Annotated in this window: 17 protein-coding genes; 12 read left to right on the forward strand and 5 right to left on the reverse strand. The window is 72.9% G+C overall.

Going from position 1 to position 19084, the window contains the following annotated elements; translation table 11 throughout:
* Window positions 1-8 precede the first annotated feature (8 nt).
* The 3 genes from egtB to ACZ4XD_RS28180 all read right to left on the reverse strand — a co-directional run bounded on the left by egtB (window position 9) and on the right by ACZ4XD_RS28180 (window position 4151).
* Entirely contained in the window at window positions 9-1331 is a 1323-nt protein-coding gene (gene egtB, locus ACZ4XD_RS28170; RefSeq protein ID WP_251083564.1) for an ergothioneine biosynthesis protein EgtB, read from the reverse strand.
* Window positions 1328-2605 (reverse strand): ergothioneine biosynthesis glutamate--cysteine ligase EgtA, encoded by a 1278-nt coding sequence (gene egtA / locus ACZ4XD_RS28175; RefSeq protein WP_468046612.1) that lies wholly within the window; start codon window positions 2603-2605, stop codon window positions 1328-1330. The genes egtB and egtA overlap by 4 nt, the downstream gene beginning before the upstream one ends.
* Window positions 2606-2939: 334 nt before the next feature.
* Complete coding sequence (locus ACZ4XD_RS28180) at window positions 2940-4151, reverse strand: pyridoxal phosphate-dependent aminotransferase (protein WP_468046614.1); 1212 nt, start codon at window positions 4149-4151, stop codon at window positions 2940-2942.
* 113 nt (window positions 4152-4264) lie between these two features.
* Between ACZ4XD_RS28180 and ACZ4XD_RS28185 the strand changes: the two genes are divergently transcribed.
* The 6 genes from ACZ4XD_RS28185 (at window position 4265) to ACZ4XD_RS28210 (ending at window position 10144) form a co-directional block, all read left to right on the forward strand.
* The gene (locus tag ACZ4XD_RS28185) at window positions 4265-4939 is read left to right on the forward strand and encodes a winged helix-turn-helix transcriptional regulator (RefSeq protein ID WP_468046616.1); all 675 of its coding nucleotides are present in this window, start codon (window positions 4265-4267) and stop codon (window positions 4937-4939) included.
* The gene (locus ACZ4XD_RS28190) at window positions 4936-5418 is read left to right on the forward strand and encodes a phosphatase domain-containing protein (protein WP_468046618.1); all 483 of its coding nucleotides are present in this window, start codon (window positions 4936-4938) and stop codon (window positions 5416-5418) included. The genes ACZ4XD_RS28185 and ACZ4XD_RS28190 overlap by 4 nt, the downstream gene beginning before the upstream one ends.
* 154 nt (window positions 5419-5572) lie before the next feature.
* A complete protein-coding gene (locus ACZ4XD_RS28195; RefSeq protein WP_468046620.1) occupies window positions 5573-6589 on the forward strand; it encodes a glycosyl hydrolase family 18 protein in 1017 nt (338 codons plus the stop codon).
* Window positions 6590-6750: 161 nt separating this feature from the next.
* Entirely contained in the window at window positions 6751-7749 is a 999-nt protein-coding gene (locus ACZ4XD_RS28200) for an NADPH:quinone oxidoreductase family protein (protein ID WP_468046622.1), read from the forward strand.
* Complete coding sequence (locus tag ACZ4XD_RS28205; protein WP_468046624.1) at window positions 7746-8984, forward strand: acyl-CoA dehydrogenase family protein; 1239 nt, start codon at window positions 7746-7748, stop codon at window positions 8982-8984. Before ACZ4XD_RS28200 ends, ACZ4XD_RS28205 begins: the two co-directional genes overlap by 4 nt.
* Window positions 8981-10144 carry an acyl-CoA dehydrogenase family protein gene (locus tag ACZ4XD_RS28210; RefSeq protein ID WP_468046626.1) on the forward strand — a complete coding sequence of 388 codons (1164 nt, stop codon included), beginning with the start codon at window positions 8981-8983 and terminating at the stop codon, window positions 10142-10144. The genes ACZ4XD_RS28205 and ACZ4XD_RS28210 overlap by 4 nt, the downstream gene beginning before the upstream one ends.
* A gap of 46 nt (window positions 10145-10190) precedes the next feature.
* Here ACZ4XD_RS28210 and ACZ4XD_RS28215 read toward each other — a convergent pair whose 3' ends face one another.
* Window positions 10191-10733 (reverse strand): Ser-Thr-rich GPI-anchored membrane family protein, encoded by a 543-nt coding sequence (locus ACZ4XD_RS28215; protein ID WP_468046628.1) that lies wholly within the window; start codon window positions 10731-10733, stop codon window positions 10191-10193.
* A 203-nt stretch (window positions 10734-10936) separates the two neighbouring features.
* On the opposite strand from ACZ4XD_RS28215, the gene ACZ4XD_RS28220 reads away from it, so the two are divergent.
* On the forward strand, window positions 10937-12277 hold the full coding sequence (locus ACZ4XD_RS28220; protein WP_468046630.1) for a hypothetical protein: 1341 nt from the start codon (window positions 10937-10939) through the stop codon (window positions 12275-12277).
* A 115-nt stretch (window positions 12278-12392) separates the two neighbouring features.
* Here ACZ4XD_RS28220 and ACZ4XD_RS28225 read toward each other — a convergent pair whose 3' ends face one another.
* Complete coding sequence (locus ACZ4XD_RS28225) at window positions 12393-12935, reverse strand: cell wall hydrolase (RefSeq protein WP_468046632.1); 543 nt, start codon at window positions 12933-12935, stop codon at window positions 12393-12395.
* Between the two features lie 103 nt (window positions 12936-13038).
* Here ACZ4XD_RS28225 and ACZ4XD_RS28230 point away from each other — a divergent pair, with 103 nt between their 5' ends.
* From ACZ4XD_RS28230 to ACZ4XD_RS28250, 5 genes are all read left to right on the forward strand, one after another.
* The gene (locus ACZ4XD_RS28230) at window positions 13039-14268 is read left to right on the forward strand and encodes a S1 family peptidase (RefSeq protein ID WP_468046634.1); all 1230 of its coding nucleotides are present in this window, start codon (window positions 13039-13041) and stop codon (window positions 14266-14268) included.
* A 178-nt stretch (window positions 14269-14446) separates the two neighbouring features.
* Window positions 14447-14914: an acyl-CoA thioesterase gene (locus ACZ4XD_RS28235; protein WP_468046636.1), complete on the forward strand. Its 468-nt coding sequence runs from the start codon at window positions 14447-14449 to the stop codon at window positions 14912-14914.
* A gap of 178 nt (window positions 14915-15092) precedes the next feature.
* Window positions 15093-17114: a LodA/GoxA family CTQ-dependent oxidase gene (locus ACZ4XD_RS28240; RefSeq protein ID WP_468046638.1), complete on the forward strand. Its 2022-nt coding sequence runs from the start codon at window positions 15093-15095 to the stop codon at window positions 17112-17114.
* Window positions 17111-18262: an FAD-dependent oxidoreductase gene (locus tag ACZ4XD_RS28245; RefSeq protein WP_468046640.1), complete on the forward strand. Its 1152-nt coding sequence runs from the start codon at window positions 17111-17113 to the stop codon at window positions 18260-18262. The genes ACZ4XD_RS28240 and ACZ4XD_RS28245 overlap by 4 nt, the downstream gene beginning before the upstream one ends.
* Window positions 18259-18981, forward strand: coding sequence for a hypothetical protein (locus ACZ4XD_RS28250; RefSeq protein WP_468046642.1), 723 nt, complete (start codon window positions 18259-18261; stop codon window positions 18979-18981). The genes ACZ4XD_RS28245 and ACZ4XD_RS28250 overlap by 4 nt, the downstream gene beginning before the upstream one ends.
* Window positions 18982-19084 lie beyond the last annotated feature (103 nt).

Consider the following 19084-nt stretch of genomic DNA (forward strand, 5'->3'; position numbering starts at 1 on the left):
CGCGGGCCTCATGCGTCCACCGCCGTCGGGTCGGCGTCCCTGGCGGTACGGAACCCGGCGAAGATCTGCCGCCTGACCGGCAGGTCCCAGTTGCGGAAGGTGCCCCGGCAGGCGACCGGGTCGACCCCGAACGAACCGCCGCGCAGCACCTTGTGGCCGTCGCCGAAGAACACCTCGGAGTACTCCCGGTAGGGGAAGGCGGCGAAGCCCGGGTACGGCAGGAAGTCGCTCGCCGTCCACTCCCACACATCGCCGATCAACTGCCGGATGCCGAGCGGCGACTGGCCGTCCGGATAGCTGCCGACGGGGGCGGGCCGCAGATGCCGCTGGCCGAGGTTGGCATGCGCCGGGGTGGGGTCCTCGTCGCCCCAGGGGTAGCGCCTGGCCCGCCCGGTCGCCGGGTCGTGGCGGGCGGCCTTCTCCCACTCGGCCTCGGTCGGCAGCCGCCGGCCGGCCCAGCGTGCGTAGGCGTCCGCCTCGTACCAGCTCACATGCAGCACCGGCTCGTCCGGCGGCACCGGCTCGGTCACCCCGAACCTGCGGCGCAGCCACTGACCGCCGTCCCGCTTCCAGAAGAGCGGGGCGCGCAGCTTGTGCTCCTGCACCATCGCCCAGCCGGCCTCGGCCCACCAGCGTTGCTCCTCGTAACCGCCGGCCTCGATGAACCGCTGGTAGGCGCCGTTGCTGACCGGTGTGGTGTCGATCAGGAAGGCGGGCACCAGGCGGCGGTGGGCGGGCCGTTCGTTGTCCAGCGCCCAGGGCTCGGTGGAGGTGCCCATGGTGAACGGGCCGCCGGGGACCAGGACTTCGGCCGGCAGCAGGTCATCGGGGGCGGGCGGCGGCTCGGGCGCGGTGAGCACGGCCGGACCGGTGCGCAGCTGGTGCGTGATGAGCATGGTCTCGTCGTGCTGCTGCTCATGCTGCGCGATCATGCCGAAGGCGAAACCGGCGTCGAGCAGCGGACCGCCGTGCAGCGGGGCGCTCTCCAGGATGTCCAGCACCCGGCCGCGGACCTCGGCGACATAGCCGTGTGCCTCGTCGGGGGCCAGCAGCGGCAGCGAGGGGCGCTCGGACCGGGGGTGCTCGAAGGCGTCGTAGACGGAGTCGATGTCGGGGCGCAGCGCGTCACGGCCGCCGACGGTGCGCAGCAGCCACTGCTCCTCCTGGTTGCCTATGTGTGCCAGGTCCCAGACGAGCGGGGACATCAGCGGGGAGTGCTGGGCGACGAGGTCGGGATGCTCGACGCAGGTGGTCAGCAGGCGGGTGCGGTCGCGGGCGGCGAGCAGCGCCGAGGCCGCGCGCTCACGAAGGAGCTCGGGATCGAGGGTCACTGGCTGTCCTTCCCAACGGTGAGGTCGCCCTCCGCGGCGTACAGGGCGTCGAGATGGTCGTCCGCGGGGCAGCGGCCGCGTGCCACATAGCGCTCGGTGAACTCCGCGACCGCCGCGCACACCTGGGGGGAGGCCCCGAGGCGCGGCAGGGCCTCCTGCGCGGCGGCGAAACAGGCCACCGCGGCGGCATGCAGCTCCGGGTCGGTCAGCGCGGCGCGGGCGGCGTGCCGCCACAGCGGATTGCGCGGCGCGGGGCGGGAACCGGCCGTCTCCGCCAGGGGCTTGACGATGCGGTACGCCCGCTCGGTGGCCTCCGGGTCGTCGAACAGCGCGGCCGTGACGGCCAGCGGCACGATCCACCCGGCGTCACCCGACTGCGCGTCGATCATGCGCAGTTCCAGATGGCCGCGCGGTCGCACCGGCGGGAAGAGCGTGGTGACGTGGTAGTCCAGGTCCTCCTGGGTGGGCGGCCTGGGGACGCCGGTACGGATCCACTCGCGGAAGGTGAGCCCCTCCGGAGCGTCCCAGTGCCCGTCCTCGGAGCGGACGCACATGACCGGTGCGTCGAGGACGTAGCGTGCCCAGGCGGTGCGCGGATCCGGCCCCGGGGGCGGGGCGAGCGTACGGGCCGGGTCGAGCTGCGACCAGATGACCTGGCGGGTGGTGCGGTAGCCCGTCGGGCAGCCCTCGCTGATCGGTGAGTTGGCGAACGCCGCGGCCAGTACGGCGCCCAGCAGGTGGGCCAGCAGCCAGCGCCGGCTGTGTCCGAGCGGTCCCGGCTCTTCGTGGCCGGCGTCCACACACACCTGCACGGACGCGGTGGCGCACATCATGGACCGCCCGGCGGAGCCCCAGCGGTCGAAGTACGCCTCCATGGCGTTGTAGCGGGGATCGGTCAGCACCCGGCGCGGGGGGTGCCAGGGATTGTGGCCGTGGCCGGCCAGGCCCAGGCCCATGGCCAGCATGGCGGGCCGGACCTGCGCGAGATCGGCGGTGACGGCCTCGACGCAGTCGGTGAGGGAGGTGGCGGGCAGCGAGCTGAGCTCCAGCTGGCCGCCGGGTTCGAAGGTCAGCAGAGAGGTGAGGGGGAGTGCGCGCAGGGCGGTGGCCGCGCTCTTCAGCCGGGCGGGTTCGACCGGACATCGGGGGTTGCGCGCATCATGGACCAGCCATTCGATCTCGACGCCGATACGGCGCGGCGGGCCCGTCTTGAAGCATATTCCGCGCAGGTGAGCTTCCAGTTCCGCTTCCGATACCGCAGGTCGTACGGGCATCGAATCCCTCTCCCTTGTGGGGTGACGGCAGGAGTGCCGCCCTCCACCTAATCTGCTGCGGGCGATGCGCTCAAGAGCGCGTTCGGTCAGCGGACGGCGGAACGGGCGCCCACCGGGCGAGGGGGAGGGCCGGGGCCCGGAGACCGCCCGAGGTGCCGCGGCGCCTCCTCGGCGCCAGGACGGCCTTCCCGCCCGCCGCCCGGTCCCCGGGACCGTACCGGCGGGCGGCGGACGGGGCCCGGAAAGGGGTACGACCGTTCGAGTGAGTGCGGGGCGGGGCGCGGTTTGCCGCCCCGGCGGACCGGCGGCCCGGTGCCGGCGTTGCCGCCCGGCGTCACTGGCGGTAGCCCGCCAGGAAACGTCCGATCCGGCTGATCGCCGCGTCCAGGTCGTCGGCGTGCGGGAGGGTGAGGATGCGGAAGTGGTCCGGGCGCGGCCAGTTGAAGCCGGTGCCCTGGACGACCTGGATCTTCTCCCGCAGCAGCAGATCGAGGACGAACTTCTCATCGTCGTGGATCTTGTGCACGGCCGGGTCCAGGCGCGGGAAGGCATAGAGCGCGCCCTTGGGCTTGACGCAGGAGACGCCCGGGATCTCGTTCAGCCGCTCCCAGGCCACATCGCGCTGCTCGTGCAGCCGGCCGCCCGGCAGCACCAGGTCCTGGATGCTCTGCCGGCCGCCGAGCGCGGCCTGGATGGCGTACTGCGCGGGGGCGTTCGGGCACAGCCGCATGGAGGCGAGGGTGCCCAGGCCCTCCAGGTAGTCGGCGGCGTGCTGCTTGGGGCCGGAGACCACCAGCCAGCCGGAGCGGAATCCGGCCACGCGGGAGGACTTGGACAGTCCGCTGAAGGTCAGACAGACCAGGTCGGGCGCGAGGACCGCGGCGTGGTGGTGGACCGCGTCGTCGTACAGGATCCGGTCGTAGATCTCGTCGGCGAAGACCATCAGCCCGTGGCGCCGGGCGAGATCGAGCATGCCGTCGAGCAGCTCGCGCGGATAGACCGCGCCGGTCGGGTTGTTGGGGTTGATGATGACCATCGCCCGGGTCCGGTCGGTGATCTTCGAGGCGAGGTCGTCGAGGTCCGGCAGCCAGTCCGCGGACTCGTCGCAGAGGTAGTGCACGGGCTTGCCGCCCGCGAGCGAGGTGACCGCCGTCCAGAGCGGGAAGTCGGGGGCCGGGATGAGGATCTCGTCGCCGTCGTCGAGGAGGGCCTGCACCGCCATCGAGACGAGTTCGGAGACGCCGTTGCCGAGGTAGATGTCATCGACGCCGACGTCGGGCATCCCGTTCTGCTGGTAGTGCTGGGCGACCGCGCGGCGGGCCGCGAGGATGCCGCGGGACTCCGTGTAGCCGTGTGCGCGGGACAGATTGCGCATCACGTCCTGAAGGATCTCTTCAGGGCACTCGAAGCCGAACAGCGCCGGATTGCCGGTGTTCAGCCGCAGCACGCTGTGGCCCGCCTCCTCCAGCGCGTCCGCGTGCTCGATCACCGGCCCGCGGATCTCGTAGCAGACGTCGGCCATCTTGCTGGACTGCTTGAACTGCATGCGGTGGCCTCCCGGTCCCTCGCTCACCGCGCGGCGCGGCAGCATTCGACACAACGTACTTGGTTTTACCAAGCCGGTACTTGGAAAGTCCAACCTCTGTCTATGCTGGTGTCATGCCGCGCCGAAGCTATGACCAGTACTGCGCCGTCGCCCGGGCCCTGGATGCCGTCGGTGACCGCTGGACGCTCCTGATCGTCCGGGAACTGCTGGGCGGCTCCCGGCGCTACACCGATCTGCACGCCGATCTGCCGGGCGTCAGCACCGACATGCTCGCCTCCCGGCTCAAGGACATGGAGCGGGACGGTCTGGTCACCCGCCGCCGGCTCGCCCCGCCCGGCGCCGCCTTCGTCTACGGGCTCACCGCCCGCGGGCGCGCACTGCTGCCCGCGCTCACCGCCCTCGCCGACTGGGGCGCCCCCGCCCTCGACGAGCGGCGCCCGACCGACGCGCTACGGGCCCACTGGTTCGCGGTCCCCCTCATGGCAAGGCTGGCCCGGCACTTCACGGATGGCACCGACGTCATCGACATCGCCCTCGACGAGGGCGAGTTCCATGTCGTCCTCGGTCGCGACGGGCCGGCATCCGGCCACCCGGACGGCGGGCCCGGATACGCGGACGGCCCGGCCGAGCGCCCCGACGTCCGGCTGCGGATGGACACCGCGACCTGTGCCGATATCGCGTACGATCGGCTCTCCCTCGCACGGGGGATCGAATCCGGCCGGATCGCGGTCACCTTGCCCGAGGGATCCGGTGAACGGCGGCGACGGAAGAGGACGACAACGGCATGACGACGCGCCCCCTGGCGGTCTTCGACCTGGACGGCACGCTCGCGGACGCCGGCCACCGCCAGCATCTGCTGCGGCGCACCCCGCGTGACTGGCGGGCCTTCTTCGCGGCGGCCACCGAGGACCCTCCCCTCGCCGAGGGGGTGGCCCTGGCGCTGCGCAGCACCGAGGACTGCGAGGTCGTCTATCTGACGGGCCGTCCGGAGCGCTGCCGCCGGGACACCGTGGCCTGGCTCGCCCAACACGGTCTGCCCGAGGGGAAGTTGTGGATGCGCCCCAACCACGACCGGCGCCCGGCGCGGCACACCAAGCTGGAGATCCTGCGCCGGATCGCCCGCGACCGGGAGATCCGCCACGTCGTCGACGACGACGAACTCGTCTGCGACGCCTGCGAAAAGGCCGGTTTCCGGGTGATCCGGGCCCGCTGGGCCACCCCGTCCGAGGCTCTGCGGGACGCCCAGCAGCGGGCCGGGCGCACCTGAGGGCTGTCCCAGGGGGCGCCGCCGCCCGCCCGGCCCCCGGTCGCGTCCGTTCGGCCGAACTGACGGTACGTCAGCAACCGGACCGGGTAGCGCTCGGGAAATGGATCAAGCATCAGGAACCCGGTCGCGCACCGGGCTTGCGCTCTTGCTGACCGTGGCATTGCTCAGCGGGCTCTGGACCCCGGCGGCCGCGGCGGCCCACGACCCGAGGAGCGCCGGGCGGACCGGCTCGGCCTGGCTGCCCTACTGGGGCGATGCCGACGCCGCCTACCGCGACGCGCTGCGGCACGCCGCCCAGCTGCACACCGTCAGCCCCTTCTGGTACGAAGCCTCCTCCGACACCACCGTCAAGGGGCACACGGGCGCCGGACGGCGCGACATCATCGACGGACTGCACGACGCCGGGATCGATGTCGTGCCCACCGTGACCGAGACCCTCGGCGCCGCGAAGATGGCCGAGCTGATGCACGATCCGGAGCGGCGGCGGGACCATGTCGACACGCTGCTGGAGCTGGTCGAGAGCCGCTCCTACGACGGGCTCGACCTGGACTACGAGGCGATGGCCCTCAGCGGTGACCGGGAGGACCGCGACCGGGTGCGGACCGGATACAACAAGCTCGTCAAGGAGCTGTGCGCACGGCTGCACGAGAGGGACAAGCAGTGCGTGGTCACCGTGCTGGCCCGGGTCCGCGGCAGCGGCCAGGCCTTCGACTACGAGCGGCTCGGCCGGTACACCGACCGGTTCCGCATCATGGGCTACGACCTGCACTGGTCCGGCGGCGAGGCGGGCCCGCTCTCCGCGCGGGACTGGTACGACGAGTTCCTGCGCTACGCCACCGACACCGTCCCCCGGCACAAGATCGAGGTGGCCTTCCCGGGCTACGGCTGGGACTGGATCCGCGGGGTCACCGGCCGTGCGGCCCATGTGACCTGGAAAGAGGCCGAGGCGCTGCGTGAACGGGAGGACGCGGACTACCTCTTCGACGAGGTGTCCGGCACCCCGCACTTCACCTATCGCAAGGACGGCGAGGAGCACGAGGTCTGGTACCAGGACGGCCGCGGGGTCCGCGCGCAGCTGCCGCTGCTGAGGAAGTACGGGGTGCGCGGCACCGGCCTGTGGGCGCTCGGGTTCGAGGACCCGGACTTCTGGTCCGCGCTCCGCGACGCGTAGCCGCCCCACCACTGCGGGGCCCCGGCGCGATCCCGCCGGGGCCCCGTAGTCGTGTGGCGGAGACTGTTCCCTACGGGATACCGACCGCTTAGTATGTCGCTGGCGAGGGGGCCGGTGTGCCCTCCGCCCCACCGCGTATCCAAGGTCTGTGGAGGCACCAGGTGAAGGCATGGCGCGTACACGAGAACGGTGAGCCGCGTGCGGTGATGCGGCTGGAGGAGGTGCCGGACCCGCAGCCGGGGCCGGGGCAGCTGCTGCTGCGGGTGCGGGCCGCCAACGTCAACTTCCCGGACGCCCTGCTGTGCCGCGGCCAGTACCAGGTGCGGCCGCCGCTGCCGTTCACCCCGGGCGTGGAGATCTGCGGCGAGGTGCTCGCCGTGGGGGAGGGCGCCGCCGGTGAGCCCGGTGCGCGGGTGCTGGCCCAGCCGCCGCTGCCGGACGGCGGCTTCGCCGAACTCGCGGTCGTCGACGCGGCGACGGTACGCCCCGCCCCCGAGGCCCTGGACGACGCCGAGGCAGCAGCGCTGCACATCGGCTACCAGACCGGCTGGTTCGGACTGCACCGCCGGGCCCGGCTCCAGGCGGGCGAGACCCTGCTCGTGCACGCCGCGGCGGGCGGTGTCGGCAGCGCCGCCGTCCAGCTCGGCAAGGCCGCGGGCGCGACCGTCATCGGTGTGGTGGGCGGCGCCGACAAGGCCCGGATCGCCCGCGAACTGGGCTGTGATGTGGTCCTCGACCGGCGCTCCGACGACCTCGTCGCGGGCGTGAAGGACGCCACCGGCGGCCGCGGCGCGGATGTGGTCTACGACCCGGTGGGCGGCGAGGCGTACGCCAAGTCCGTCAAGTGCATCGCCTTCGAGGGCCGGATCGTCGTCGTCGGCTTCGCGGGCGGTGCCATCCCCACCCCGGCGCTCAACCACGCGCTGGTGAAGAACTACGCGATCCTGGGCCTCCACTGGGGCCTGTACAACACCAAGGACCCGGCCGCCATCGACGCCTGCCACGAGGAGCTCACCAAGCTCGCCGCCCAGGGCGTCATCAAGCCGCTGATCGGCGGACGCCTCCCGCTGGAAGAGGCCGCCGACGCCGTCCAGCGGGTCGCCGACGGCACCTCCGTCGGCCGGCTCGTGGTGGTCCCCGGAGCGGAGGAGGCCCGATGACCGACGCCGCTGACCTGCGCCGCCGCACCGCCGAGCTGCTCGCTGAATACCCTCCCACCCGTCGCCCACCACCACCCCGGACCGAGGGCCCTGCGGGCCCGCACCTCTGGTCTGACACCGACCGGCTGGAGTTCCTGCGCGCCCGCTTCGACGCCGGGCTCGCCTGGGTCCACTTCCCCCAGGGCCTCGGCGGACTGGACGCGCCACGCTCCCTGCAGGCCGTCGTCGACGCGGAACTGGAGGCCGCCGGGGCCCCCGACAACGACCCCGGCCGCATCGGCATCGGCCTCGGCATGGCCGCGCCCACGATCCTGCGCTTCGGCACCGATGAGCAGAAGCAGCGGTTCCTGCGCCCCCTGTGGACCGGCGAGGAGGTGTGGTGCCAGCTGTTCAGCGAGCCCGGGGCCGGCTCCGATCTGGCGGCGCTGGCGACCCGCGCGGTACCGGACAGCGGGGGAGACTGGATCGTCGACGGCCAGAAGGTCTGGACGTCCAGCGCGCATCTGGCCCGCTGGGCGATCCTGATCGCCCGCACCGACCCCGACGTGCCCAAGCATCGCGGCATCAGCTACTTCGTGTGCGATATGACCGACCCCGGCGTCGAGGTGCGTCCGCTGCGCCAGATCACCGGCGAGGCCGAGTTCAACGAGGTCTTCCTCACCGGCGTCCGCATCCCCGACGCCCACCGCCTCGGTGCGGTCGGCGAGGGCTGGAAGGTCGCCCAGACCACGCTGATGAACGAGCGGGTCGCCATCGGCGGGGCCCGCATCCCCCGCGAGGGCGGCATGATCGGCGTCGCCGCCGCCGACTGGCGCGCCCGCCCCGAACTGCGCACCCACGACCTCCATCAGCGGCTGCTGAAGCTGTGGGTGGAGGCCGAGGTCGCCCGGCTGACCGGCGAGCGGCTGCGCCAGCAGCTCACCAAGGGCCAGCCGGGCCCCGAGGGCAGCGGGATGAAGCTGGCGTTCGCCCGGCTCGCCCAGGAAATCAGCGGCTGGGAGGTGGAGTTCCTCGCCGAGGACGGGCTGACCTACGACGACTGGACGATGCGCCGGCCCGACGGCGTCGACTTCACCGGACGTGAGGCCGGCTACCGCTATCTGCGCGCCAAGGGGAACTCCATCGAAGGGGGCACCTCGGAAGTGCTGCTCAACATCGTCGCCGAGCGTGTGCTGGGGCTGCCGCCCGAGCCGCGCACCGACAAGGACGTCGCGTGGAAGGACCTCCCCCGATGAACGACGGGACCACCCTGCCCGGCGCCCCGGCGCCCGACCCCGACCTCCTCTACTCCGAGGACGAGGACGCGCTGCGCGCCGCCGTACGGTCGCTGCTCGCCGACCGCAGTGATCCGGCCACCGTGCTCGCCGGCCTGGAGTCGGAGGTCGCCTACGACACCGGCCTGTGGCACTCCCTTGCCACGGAGATCGGCACCGCGGGCCTGCTGGTGCCCGAAAAGCTCGGCGGCGCGGGCGCGACCGCCCGCGAAGCCGCCGTCGTGCTGGAGGAGATCGGCCGCGCCGTCGCGCCCGTCCCCTATCTGACCAGCGCGGTCCTCGCGGTGACCGCTCTGCTCGGCTGTGATCACGACCGAGCGGACGTCGCCGCTTCGCTCGCCGCGCTCGCCGAGGGCCGCACCGTCGGCGTGCTCGCGGTCCCGCTGCCCACCGCCCCCGGCGGGCTGACCCGTCCGGCGTCCGTACGGGCCGATGCCGGCGGCGCCCTGACCGGCCGGGTGACCTCGGTCGCGGATGCCGCGGCCGCCGAGCTGCTGCTCGTCCCGGCCCAGGGACCCGACGGCCCGGCCCTCTACGCGGTGGACCCCTCGGCGGGCGGGGTGCGCACCGACACCGTCACCCCGCTCGACCTCACCCGCCCCCTGGGCCACCTCACCTTCGACGGTGCCCCCGGCCGCCTCCTGGCCACCGGGGACCGCGCCGTTGCCACCGTCGACCGCGCCCTGCTCACCGGTGCCGGACTGCTCGCCTCGGAGCAGCTGGGCGTCGCCGAATGGTGTCTGACCGAAACCGTGCGGCACACCGCCGAGCGCACCCAGTTCGGCCGCCCCGTCGGCTCGTTCCAGGCGCTCAAGCACCGGATGGCCGCCCTCTGGCTGGACGTGGCCTCGGCCCGCGCCGCCGCCCGGAACGCCGCCGACGCCCTCGCCACCGAGAGCCCCGACGCCCCGGTGGCGGTGGCCGTCGCCCAGGCGTACTGCGCGCCGGTGGCGGTACGCGCCGCCGAGGAGTGCGTCCAGCTGCACGGCGGCATCGGCATGACCTGGGAGCACCCGGCGCATCTGTTCCTCAAGCGGGCCAAGAGCGATGAGCTCGCCCTCGGGTCGCCGGGGCGGCACCGGGACGCCCTGGCGGGGCTGGTCGGGATCGCCGCGCCCTAGCGCCGTTTCGAGGGGCCGTTCTGACCGGCCGGTGGCCGCCGGCCGGTCAGTTGGTGATGGCGAAGGTCCGGCTGAAGGCGCGGACCGCGCCGTCGCCGGCGGTCGCCACCTCCAGGAAGTAGCGCTTGCCCGGCGGCACCCGGGGGAGCGTCACGAGCGCCTCGCCGGCCGGCCCGGCCCCGGCCTTGGTCGCGACCAGTGCCACCCGCTCCGACTCGCCGTGGCCCGTCGCCGTCCGCAGCCAGATGTCCACCTCCTCGCCCGTGCTGTTGTTCCAGGTCACCGCGAAACTGCCGTTCGCCTTGTAGTCGACGCCGGGCTCCGGCGCGGTCACCTCGATCCGCCCCGTCGGCGGCGAGGCGAACTCCTCGGGGTCGGCACTGGCGGCGGGGGCACCGAGGGCGGAGGTGGCGGCCCGCGCGGCCGAGCCCGCATGGCCGGCCGTGGCGGCCATCGCCCGGCCGGCCGCGGGACCACTCTTCCCGGTGTCCGGGCGCGACGGCGCCAGCGAGATCACCAGCATGCAGCCGACGGCGGTGGTGGCGACGGCGACGGCCAGATTGGTGGCCATCGAGGTGGCCCTGCACATCGTCTCCTCGTTTCGTCGGGGGGAGGGGCGAGCCGAACATCCCCGGCACCTGAGGCATCAAAAACGACGCGCTGAGCGATCACCTGGATGGACAGCTCCGGCGCGACAGCCCCCGGGACGGGAGGGAGAATCCACCGCTCGGGACGGAATTGATCCCGGCTCCGGTGATGTCCTTAAAGTGCGGTTCGGGTAGCGTCGAACACATGAAGACCGCAACTCGTCGTGCGCTGATCGGACCAGTCCTGCTGCTGGTGGCCGCGCTGCTGGCGGTCGCCGCCGCGATGGCACCGGGTGCCCGTGCCGCCGGGGGGCTGGACGAGGCCGCGGCGGCCCTCGAAAAGGGCCCGGTCTACGTCGATCCCCGCGCCACGGACCAGTTCTCCCGTGCCCAGGCGGACGCGCTGGCCAAGAAGATCAAGGACGCGGACAAGCCGATCTTCGTCGCCGTGCTGCCGCGGGCCGCCGAGTACCAGCCGGACACCCTGCTCCAGAACCTGCGCACCAAGGTCGGCATCAGCGGCGTCTACGCCGTGGAGCTCGGCAACGGCTTCAACGCCGGCGCCGACCCGCGGGTGATGACGCGCGATGCGGTGCAGAACCTCGTCGGATCGGTCAAGAGCTCCGACTACCCCACGGTCAACGAGCGCCTGAACAGCTTCGTCGACACGGCCGCACGGTCGGCACACGGCCAGGCCCCCGCCTCCTGGGGCGGCTCCGGCGGCAGCGGCTTCGACACCGGTACGGCGATCGGGCTCGGGGTGCTGGTGGCCGTCGGAGGCGGCGGCGCGTACGCGATCGCCCGCCGCAACCGCAGAAGGCGGATCGAGGCGGAGCGGGCCGCGCTGGAGGACCTGCGGGTCGTCGTCGACGAGGACATCACCGCCTTCGGCGAGGAGCTGGACCGGCTCGACTTCAGCCCCGGTGAGCCCGGCGCCGATGACGCGATGCGCGCGGACTACAGCCATGCGCTGGACTCCTACGAGACCGCCAAGTCCGCGATGGCGTCGGCCCAGCACCCCGGCGATGTCCAGGCGGTGACCCAGGCCCTGGAGGACGGCCGGTTCTCGCTGGCCACCCTCGCCGCACGCCGGGAGGGCCGGCCGCTGCCCGAGCGCCGGCTGCCCTGCTTCTTCGATCCACGGCACGGCCCGTCCGTCGTGGATGTCCGGTGGGCCCCGGAGGGCGGTGCCGAGCGCACCGTGCCGGTCTGCGCCGCGGACAAGAGCCGGATGGACGACGGGCGCGAGCCGCTGGCCCGTACGGTCAGGACCGCGCACGGCGACCGCCCCTACTGGGACGCGGGCCCGGCCTACGGCCCCTGGGCCGGCGGCTACTTCGGCGGCGGCCTGCTGCCCGGCCTCCTGGTGGGCACCCTGCTCGGCAACATGATGATGTCGTCCGCCGCCTACGGAGCCGACTTCGGCGGTGCGGGCGCCGACGGCGGTGACTACTCCGGATCCGACTTCAACAGCGATGACTTCGGCGGCGGCTTCGGTGACGGTGGTGGCTTCGGTGGCGGCGGCTTCGACGGCGGGGGTTTCTGAGGGCTGAGGTTTCTGAGGGCTGAGTGCCCCTGGGCCGCCCGCTGCGGCCGGCGCCCTTCGGCCCGCCCCCGGTGCTCAGCGCCCCCTCAGCGCCCCCTCGGCGGCCCCGAAGCACTCAGCGCCCCTCGGCCCGCCCCGCCCGCTTGACGCCGAGGAAGCGCCCGTAGCGCGGCCGCGCCGCGAAGTCCGCATAGCGCCACACGGCGGGCCGCCCGGCCTCCCGGCACAGATGCAGGACCTGGTCGGGGCCCAGGTGAACGCCCACGTGCGCGCCGTAGCCCGGTGGCCGGCCGTCCGCCGGACCGCCGTCGAACAGCACCAGATCCAGCGGCCGCGGGCGGCCCACCCGGTGGGTCGCCCGTTCGTCGGCCCAGAGTTCCGCCGAGCGCAACGGCGGTATCAGCAGGCCGAAGTGGCGCAGCACGGCGTAGGCGTAGCGCTGGCAGTTCGCGCCTGCGGCCAGGTCGTCGAAGGGGCCCGGGGCGGCGCGGCCGGGGGCACCGCCCGCCCCGTCCGCCGTGTATGACGGGCATTCAGGTGTCGTCGCTCCCGGATGGCGGGCACCCGAGTAGGTCACGTTCCGCAGCGCCTCGGGAAGCTGCCGGAACGCCACCGCGCCGTGGACGGTGGGGACTTGAGGGCCGGGATCACGGAACACCCGGACATGATGCCGGGGACCGCCCTCATGCCGCACGCCGCGGTGTCGAGCACGCTCACCCCATCGGATCCGACGTGCACTCGACACCGCGAGGAGATCCCCGATGGAACGCCGCTTTCGCAAGGCAGCCCTCTGGGGCGCGGCCGTCGCCACCGTCGTGGCGGCGGCCGGCCCGTTCAGCCCGGCGCACGGCATGCCCCGGCCCGATCCCTCGCCCCAGCCCACGCCGCGCGGCATGCTCGACGCGATGCGCCGGGACCTCGGACTGAACGCGGTGCAGGTGCGGACCCGGCTCGCGCAGGAGACCGATGCGCACCGTGCCGCGGCGGCCGTGCGCCGGACGCTGAGCACCCCGCCCGCCGGAATGTGGTTCGACAGGACGACCGGCAAACTCGTCGTCGCGGTCACCGGCGCCGCCGACGCCCAGCGGGTGCGCGCCGCCGGGGCGGTCCCCAAGACGGTGCCGCACGGCCGCGCCGCGCTCACGGCCCTGGTGCGGCAGATCACCGGCCGGGCCGGGGACGGGGTGCCCGGCGTCACCGGCTGGGGCGTCGACGAGCGGGCCAACGGTGTGGTGGTCCGTATGGACCGCACCCGGCACACCGCCCGGACCGCCGTCTTCGAGGCGTCCGTCCGCGCGCTGGGGGCCCGGTCGAAAATCCCCGTCACGGTCGAGCGCAGCGACCAGACACCGCGTCAGCAGGGCGGCACGGTGGTCGGCGGTGAGCGCTGGATGCCCGGCAGCGACGGCATCTGTTCCATCGGCTTCTCGGTGACCGGGCCGGGCGACTTCCAGGGCTTCCTGACGGCCGGTCACTGCACGCTCACCCCCGATCAGCCCGCGTTCGGCAAGGACGGCAGCCGCATGGGGACCTCCAACCAGGGCGGCGGGCACAGCGTCAACGACCGCGAGGGGGACTTCGGGCTGGTCGAGGTCGACCGCCCGGACTGGACGGTCAGCGCGGACGTGGCCGGGCAGGGCGGTACGCCGGTCACCGTCACCGGAGCCCAGGAGGGCCTGGCCGGCATGTCGATGTGCCACTCCGGGCAGAGCAGCGGCTGGCACTGCGGGGAGATCACCCGGGTCGACCAGACCGTGGACTACGGCAACACGGTCATCGAGGGCCTGTCGTTCACCAACGCCTGCTCGGCGCCCGGCGATTCGGGCGGCTCGTATGTCACCCAGCCCAGCGCCCCGAAGGCCCTGGGTGTGCACTCGGGCGGCGGCGCCGCCGGCTGCGGCAACTTCGGCGGTGCCACCCTCACCATCTTCCAGCCGGTGGGCGAGATCCTGGACAAGTGGAACCTGCGGCTGAAGACGGGCAGCCCCTGACGCGGCCCCGGCCGCGGCCGACACCGCCTCCCGGCCGCCGCATACGTGCCGGGGACCGGCCCCGGGAACGGGAACCCGGCCCCTTGACCTCCCCACCTACGATGTGAGGCCAGTGGCCGATGAGGCGCCGGGGGTCGACGTGGCGGACCGGCGCCCCTGGGGGAGCGGGAGAGCACGCATGACAGAAGCAGCGGAGCCGGCGGCCGGTACGGACGCGACGGAGCCGTTCGCCGTCGGGATCACGGTGCGCGGCTATGAGACGGACACCCAGGGCCATCTCAACCAGAGCGTCTATCTCCAGTACGCCGAGCACGCCCGCTGGTCGCTGCTCCAGGCGAGCGGCATCCGCCAGAGCACCATGGTGGACCGCCGCGTCGGCCCGGTGACCGTCGAGACCACCATCCGCTACCGGCGGGAGCTGCGGGCCGGTGACGAGGTCGAGGTCAGCTGTGCGTTCGTCTGGGGCGAGGGCAAGACCTTCCGGATCGAGCAGACCGTCCGCACGACGGACGGAACGGTGGCCGCCGAGGTGAGCGCCGTCTGCGGGCTGCTCGACCTCACCGAGCGCAAGCTGCTCCAGGACCCGCGGGCTGCCTTCCGCGACCTGGCCGACAAGCCCGCGCTGCTGGGCCTGGCCGACGTCTGACGAGCGCGGTCCGCGGCGGCCTCCCCGCTGCGTACAAAGGCAGCGGGCGCGGCCGCCGACACGAAAGGGTGAATGGATTCATCCATTGCGATGCCTGGAGGTCACGGCGGACGCCGGTCTGATCCACGTTTGAGCCGTCGGGGGGCACCACCACACGCGCCCAGCGAAAGGCTCCTCGATGGACACCCAGATAGTCCAGGTCAAAATCCATCCCGCCATCGGCATAGCCCGGGTCGGCAACAGCGACAAGCCGCCCTTCATCGGCCCGGAATCCCCGGACCAGCCGCCGCTGCCGCCCGGCTCGTACAAGGACAGCGCGGGGAAGGTCATCCGGCAGGCCGCCCGGTTCCGGGTCTACGGCTACAACCAGGCCGGGGAGGCCGTCCGGGAACTCAAACTGGGCGAGGACGGTGTCACCGAGATCAAGTGGTCGGTGCACCTGGCCAACAAGAAGGCCGCCTGGTACCAGTTCCACATCCCGCTCGACATCGATGAGGCTCCCGGCCTGCCGGATGCGCAGCTGACCCGTCGGAACCTCGACGTCAGGGGAGCGGAGCGGAAGAAACTCGTCATCGATGCGGGTAAAAAGGCGATCCGCGCTTCCCTGCACGAGTCCGCCGCACTCGCCGGGAAGATCATGAACCGGGCGGTCCCCCTGGGATCGATCTCCACCCAGGACGACGGCCGCCTGCTGGTCGTCGGCGGCGTCGGAAAATCGGCCTCGTATGCCACACCCGAGAAACCGATCTCCGGCGTCGCCAACAATGACACCTGGTACGACGACGTCTCCGACGGCCCGGTCACGGCGGAGGTCACCATCGGAGGCGTCACCAAGGCCGCGAGCCCGGCCTGGGCGGTGGTCGCCCCACCGCACTACGCCCCCGGTGTGAAGAGCGTCCGCACCCTCTACGACCGGCTCTACAGCCTGTTCGTCGACGAGCACACGCTGCCCGCCGTGCAGCAGGTCTCCTACCCGGAGCACATCGAACCGCTGCTGAGCCGGTTCTGCGAGCTGCAGTGGACCAACCACGGCTTCGCCACCCAGTTCGGCTGGAGGGGCCCGCACCACTTCCTCGACCCGGCCATGCGCAAGCGGCTCGCCGACCCGGGCCCGGCCAGCCAGGAGCTCCGCCGCCAGGTCTATGTCCAGATGCGTGACTACGACCGGGACGGCACGTCCCCCGTGCCCTGGCCGTGGATCTACGGCGACTTCATGTCCAGCGGCAAACCCACCTCCGTCCGGCAGCACATCAAGCTCGCCCGCGAGCAGGACCGGATGCTCGCCCTGTGGGCCGACGGCCGCTTCACCTCCGGCCCGCCCCGCAAGGGTCACCCGGACGTGGACGCGGCGCCCGTCGCCGCGCAGCCGGGCCTGCTGGACCGGGCCGCACTGGACAACTGCGCCGCCGACGCGTTCCACCCGGGCTGCGAGGTCACCTGGCCGATGCGGCACAAGACCATGTACTCCGAGCCCTTCCGCATCCTGCACCGCACGCCGGAGAACCCGGAACGCGACTACGGAGATGTGCTCAGCGTGCAGGACGCACTGGGCAAGAACGGTCCGTTGTACGCGCAGGGGCCGGGCGACCTCACCCGCTGGATGGCCGCCCCCTGGCAGTCCGACGCGGCGAGCTGCCGCTCCGGCTACCAGGTACGGTCCGGGCTCGGCCCGCGCTACAGCCCCTACCTGCCGACCTTCTGGCCCGCCCAGGTCCCCAACCATGTGCTCAAGAAGTCCGACTTCGCGACCGTCAACACCCCGCCGAGCGGCTCCGACGACAGCGCCCGGGAGAAGGCCTTCGAGCACCGGGCGGTGTGGCTGCGCGGCCTGAAGGGCACCCAGTCCAACGCGCAGCGGCGGCAGATGGTCGACGACTGGTACAAGTTCGGCATCGTCGAGACGCACGAATACACCGTGGGCGACGGGAAGTTCCCCCAGTACATCCAGGTGGAGTCCGAGCCCGGCTATCCGCCCGCCCCCGACCACGCCAACCTCATCAACATCCAGGTACCCGAGGCGGGCGTGCCCCAACTGGCCGGTGCGGCCGGTGTCTGGACCGGGGAGATCCCCGCCGAGGACGTCGAGGCCATGCTCGTGCAGCAGGCGGTCGAGGAGGTCAAGGAGGCGACCGGTCAGGACGAGACATCGATCGCCGCCGGATACCTGGAGAAGCTCGACCCCTTCCACGGCTCCCCGTGAGCCCCGCCCCGGCCTACGACGTCGTGGTCGCGGGGGGTGGTCCGGCCGGCTGTGCCGCCGCGCTCACCCTCGCCCACGCCGGCCGGACCGTCCTGCTGGCCGACGCCGGCTCCGGCCCGCCCAAGGCCGGTGAGGCGCTGGTGTCCATGGGCCGGCTGCTGCTCGCCGACCTCGGCGTCGCCGAACCGGTCCTGGGCAGCGGCCATCTGCCCTGCCACGGCAACCTGTCCGCCTGGGGCTCGCCGGAACTGCACGCCGTGGACTTCCTCCACGACCCCTACGGCCACGGCTGGCACCTGGACCGTCCGCTCTTCGACCGCCGGCTGCGTGCCGCCGCCCGGGCGGCGGGCGCCGAGGTCGCCGAGCGCACCGCCGTACGGAGCCCCTCCCGGCAGTCGGACGGCACCTGGCGGCTCGCCCTGCGTGACCGGGCCGGCGGGGCCGGGGACCGTACGGTGCGCTGCCGCTGGGTGGTGGACGCCACCGGGCGGGGTGCCGCGATCGCCGTCCGCTCCGGCGCCCGGCGGCGCACCGGAGACCAGCTGACCGCCCTCCACCTCACCCTCGACCCGGCCCCGGAGACCCCGCTCGACGGCCGTTCGCTGGTCGAGTCCGACGAGGACGGCTGGTGGTACACCGCGCTGCTGCCCTCCCGGCACCGGCTGGTCGCCTACTTCACCGACCCCGACCTGCCCGTCGCCGCCGCGCGCGGAGCCGAACGGTTCCGCCGGCGGCTGCTGGCCACCCGGCACATCTCCCGCCGGGCCCGCCCGCACGGGCTCACCACCCTGCGCCCGCCCCGCCGGGCCGCCGCCCACAGCGCACATCTGGACCGGGTGCACGGCGACGGCTGGACGGCCGCCGGGGACGCGGCGGCCGCCTTCGACCCGCTCAGCTCCCAGGGCATCCTCACCGCCCTCTACACCGGGCTGAGCGCGGGCCAGGCCGTCGACGCCCGGCTGCACGGCGACCGGGCGGCCCTGGCCGACTACGCGGCCAAGGTCAGCACGGCCCGTACCGCCTACCAGCACGGCCACCGCGCCGTGCACGCGCAGGAAACCCGCTGGCCCGACCGGCCCTTCTGGTCCCGGCGGCAGCGGAGCTTCCACCACAACCCCCCACCCACGAAAGGCGAGACCTCATCATGACCCCCACCCCCGCTTCCGGTTCCACCGAGGCACACCAGCACATCCACCGCTTCCTGCTGCTGGGCAAGAAGAACCTGTTCTTCTACCACCTGGCGCTGTACAACCCCCAGTCCGGCCACAACTTCCAGGCGGTCTTCAACTTCGCCATCAAGGACAACGGCGAACTGCGGGACAGGTACCTGAAGGATCTGGCACAGCACGAGAACGAGCGGGTCTTCTACTCCCTGCGCTGCCCGCACCACTTCGAACTCCCCGAGCTCCAGCAGGGCAAGGAGTTCGGGGTCCATCTGGAGCGGGTCGTCGTGAAGCCGGACGGCAGCCGCGACTTCCAGCAGATGACCACGGCCGAGACCATGGTGGACTGCAAGCCGGAGAACGTGCTCTCCTTCCGCAAGCTGGGCAATCTGCCCTACCCCGAATACCTCACCTACCTGGTGTTCGGCCAGGGCGACGAGATCCACCTGGCCCACCAGCTCGCGGAGCGCCCCAACTGGGACGAGGCCGTCACCGTCACCACCGCGCAGCCCATCGACCCGGCACTGCTGAAGAAGGTCCCGACCCTCGTCATCGACTCGATCAGGGACGCCCACGACAAGCTGATCGAGAGCCCGCTGAAGAAGGGGCAGCAGTACCAGGGCAAGATCGACGGGTCCGGTCCGGCCGTCGACCTCACCGTCGGCCGCCAGGGCTGGTGGAACCACACCAGCCTCAACAGCTGAGCCACCGCAGCCCGTTGCCGTCCCGGCCGGGGCGGGGGGGGGGGACAGAACGGAGAGGGGCAGAGGGGGGGGGTGTCCCGCCCGACGCCTGGGTAACGCGCTC

Source organism: Streptomyces sp. NPDC029466 (assembly GCF_055574515.1).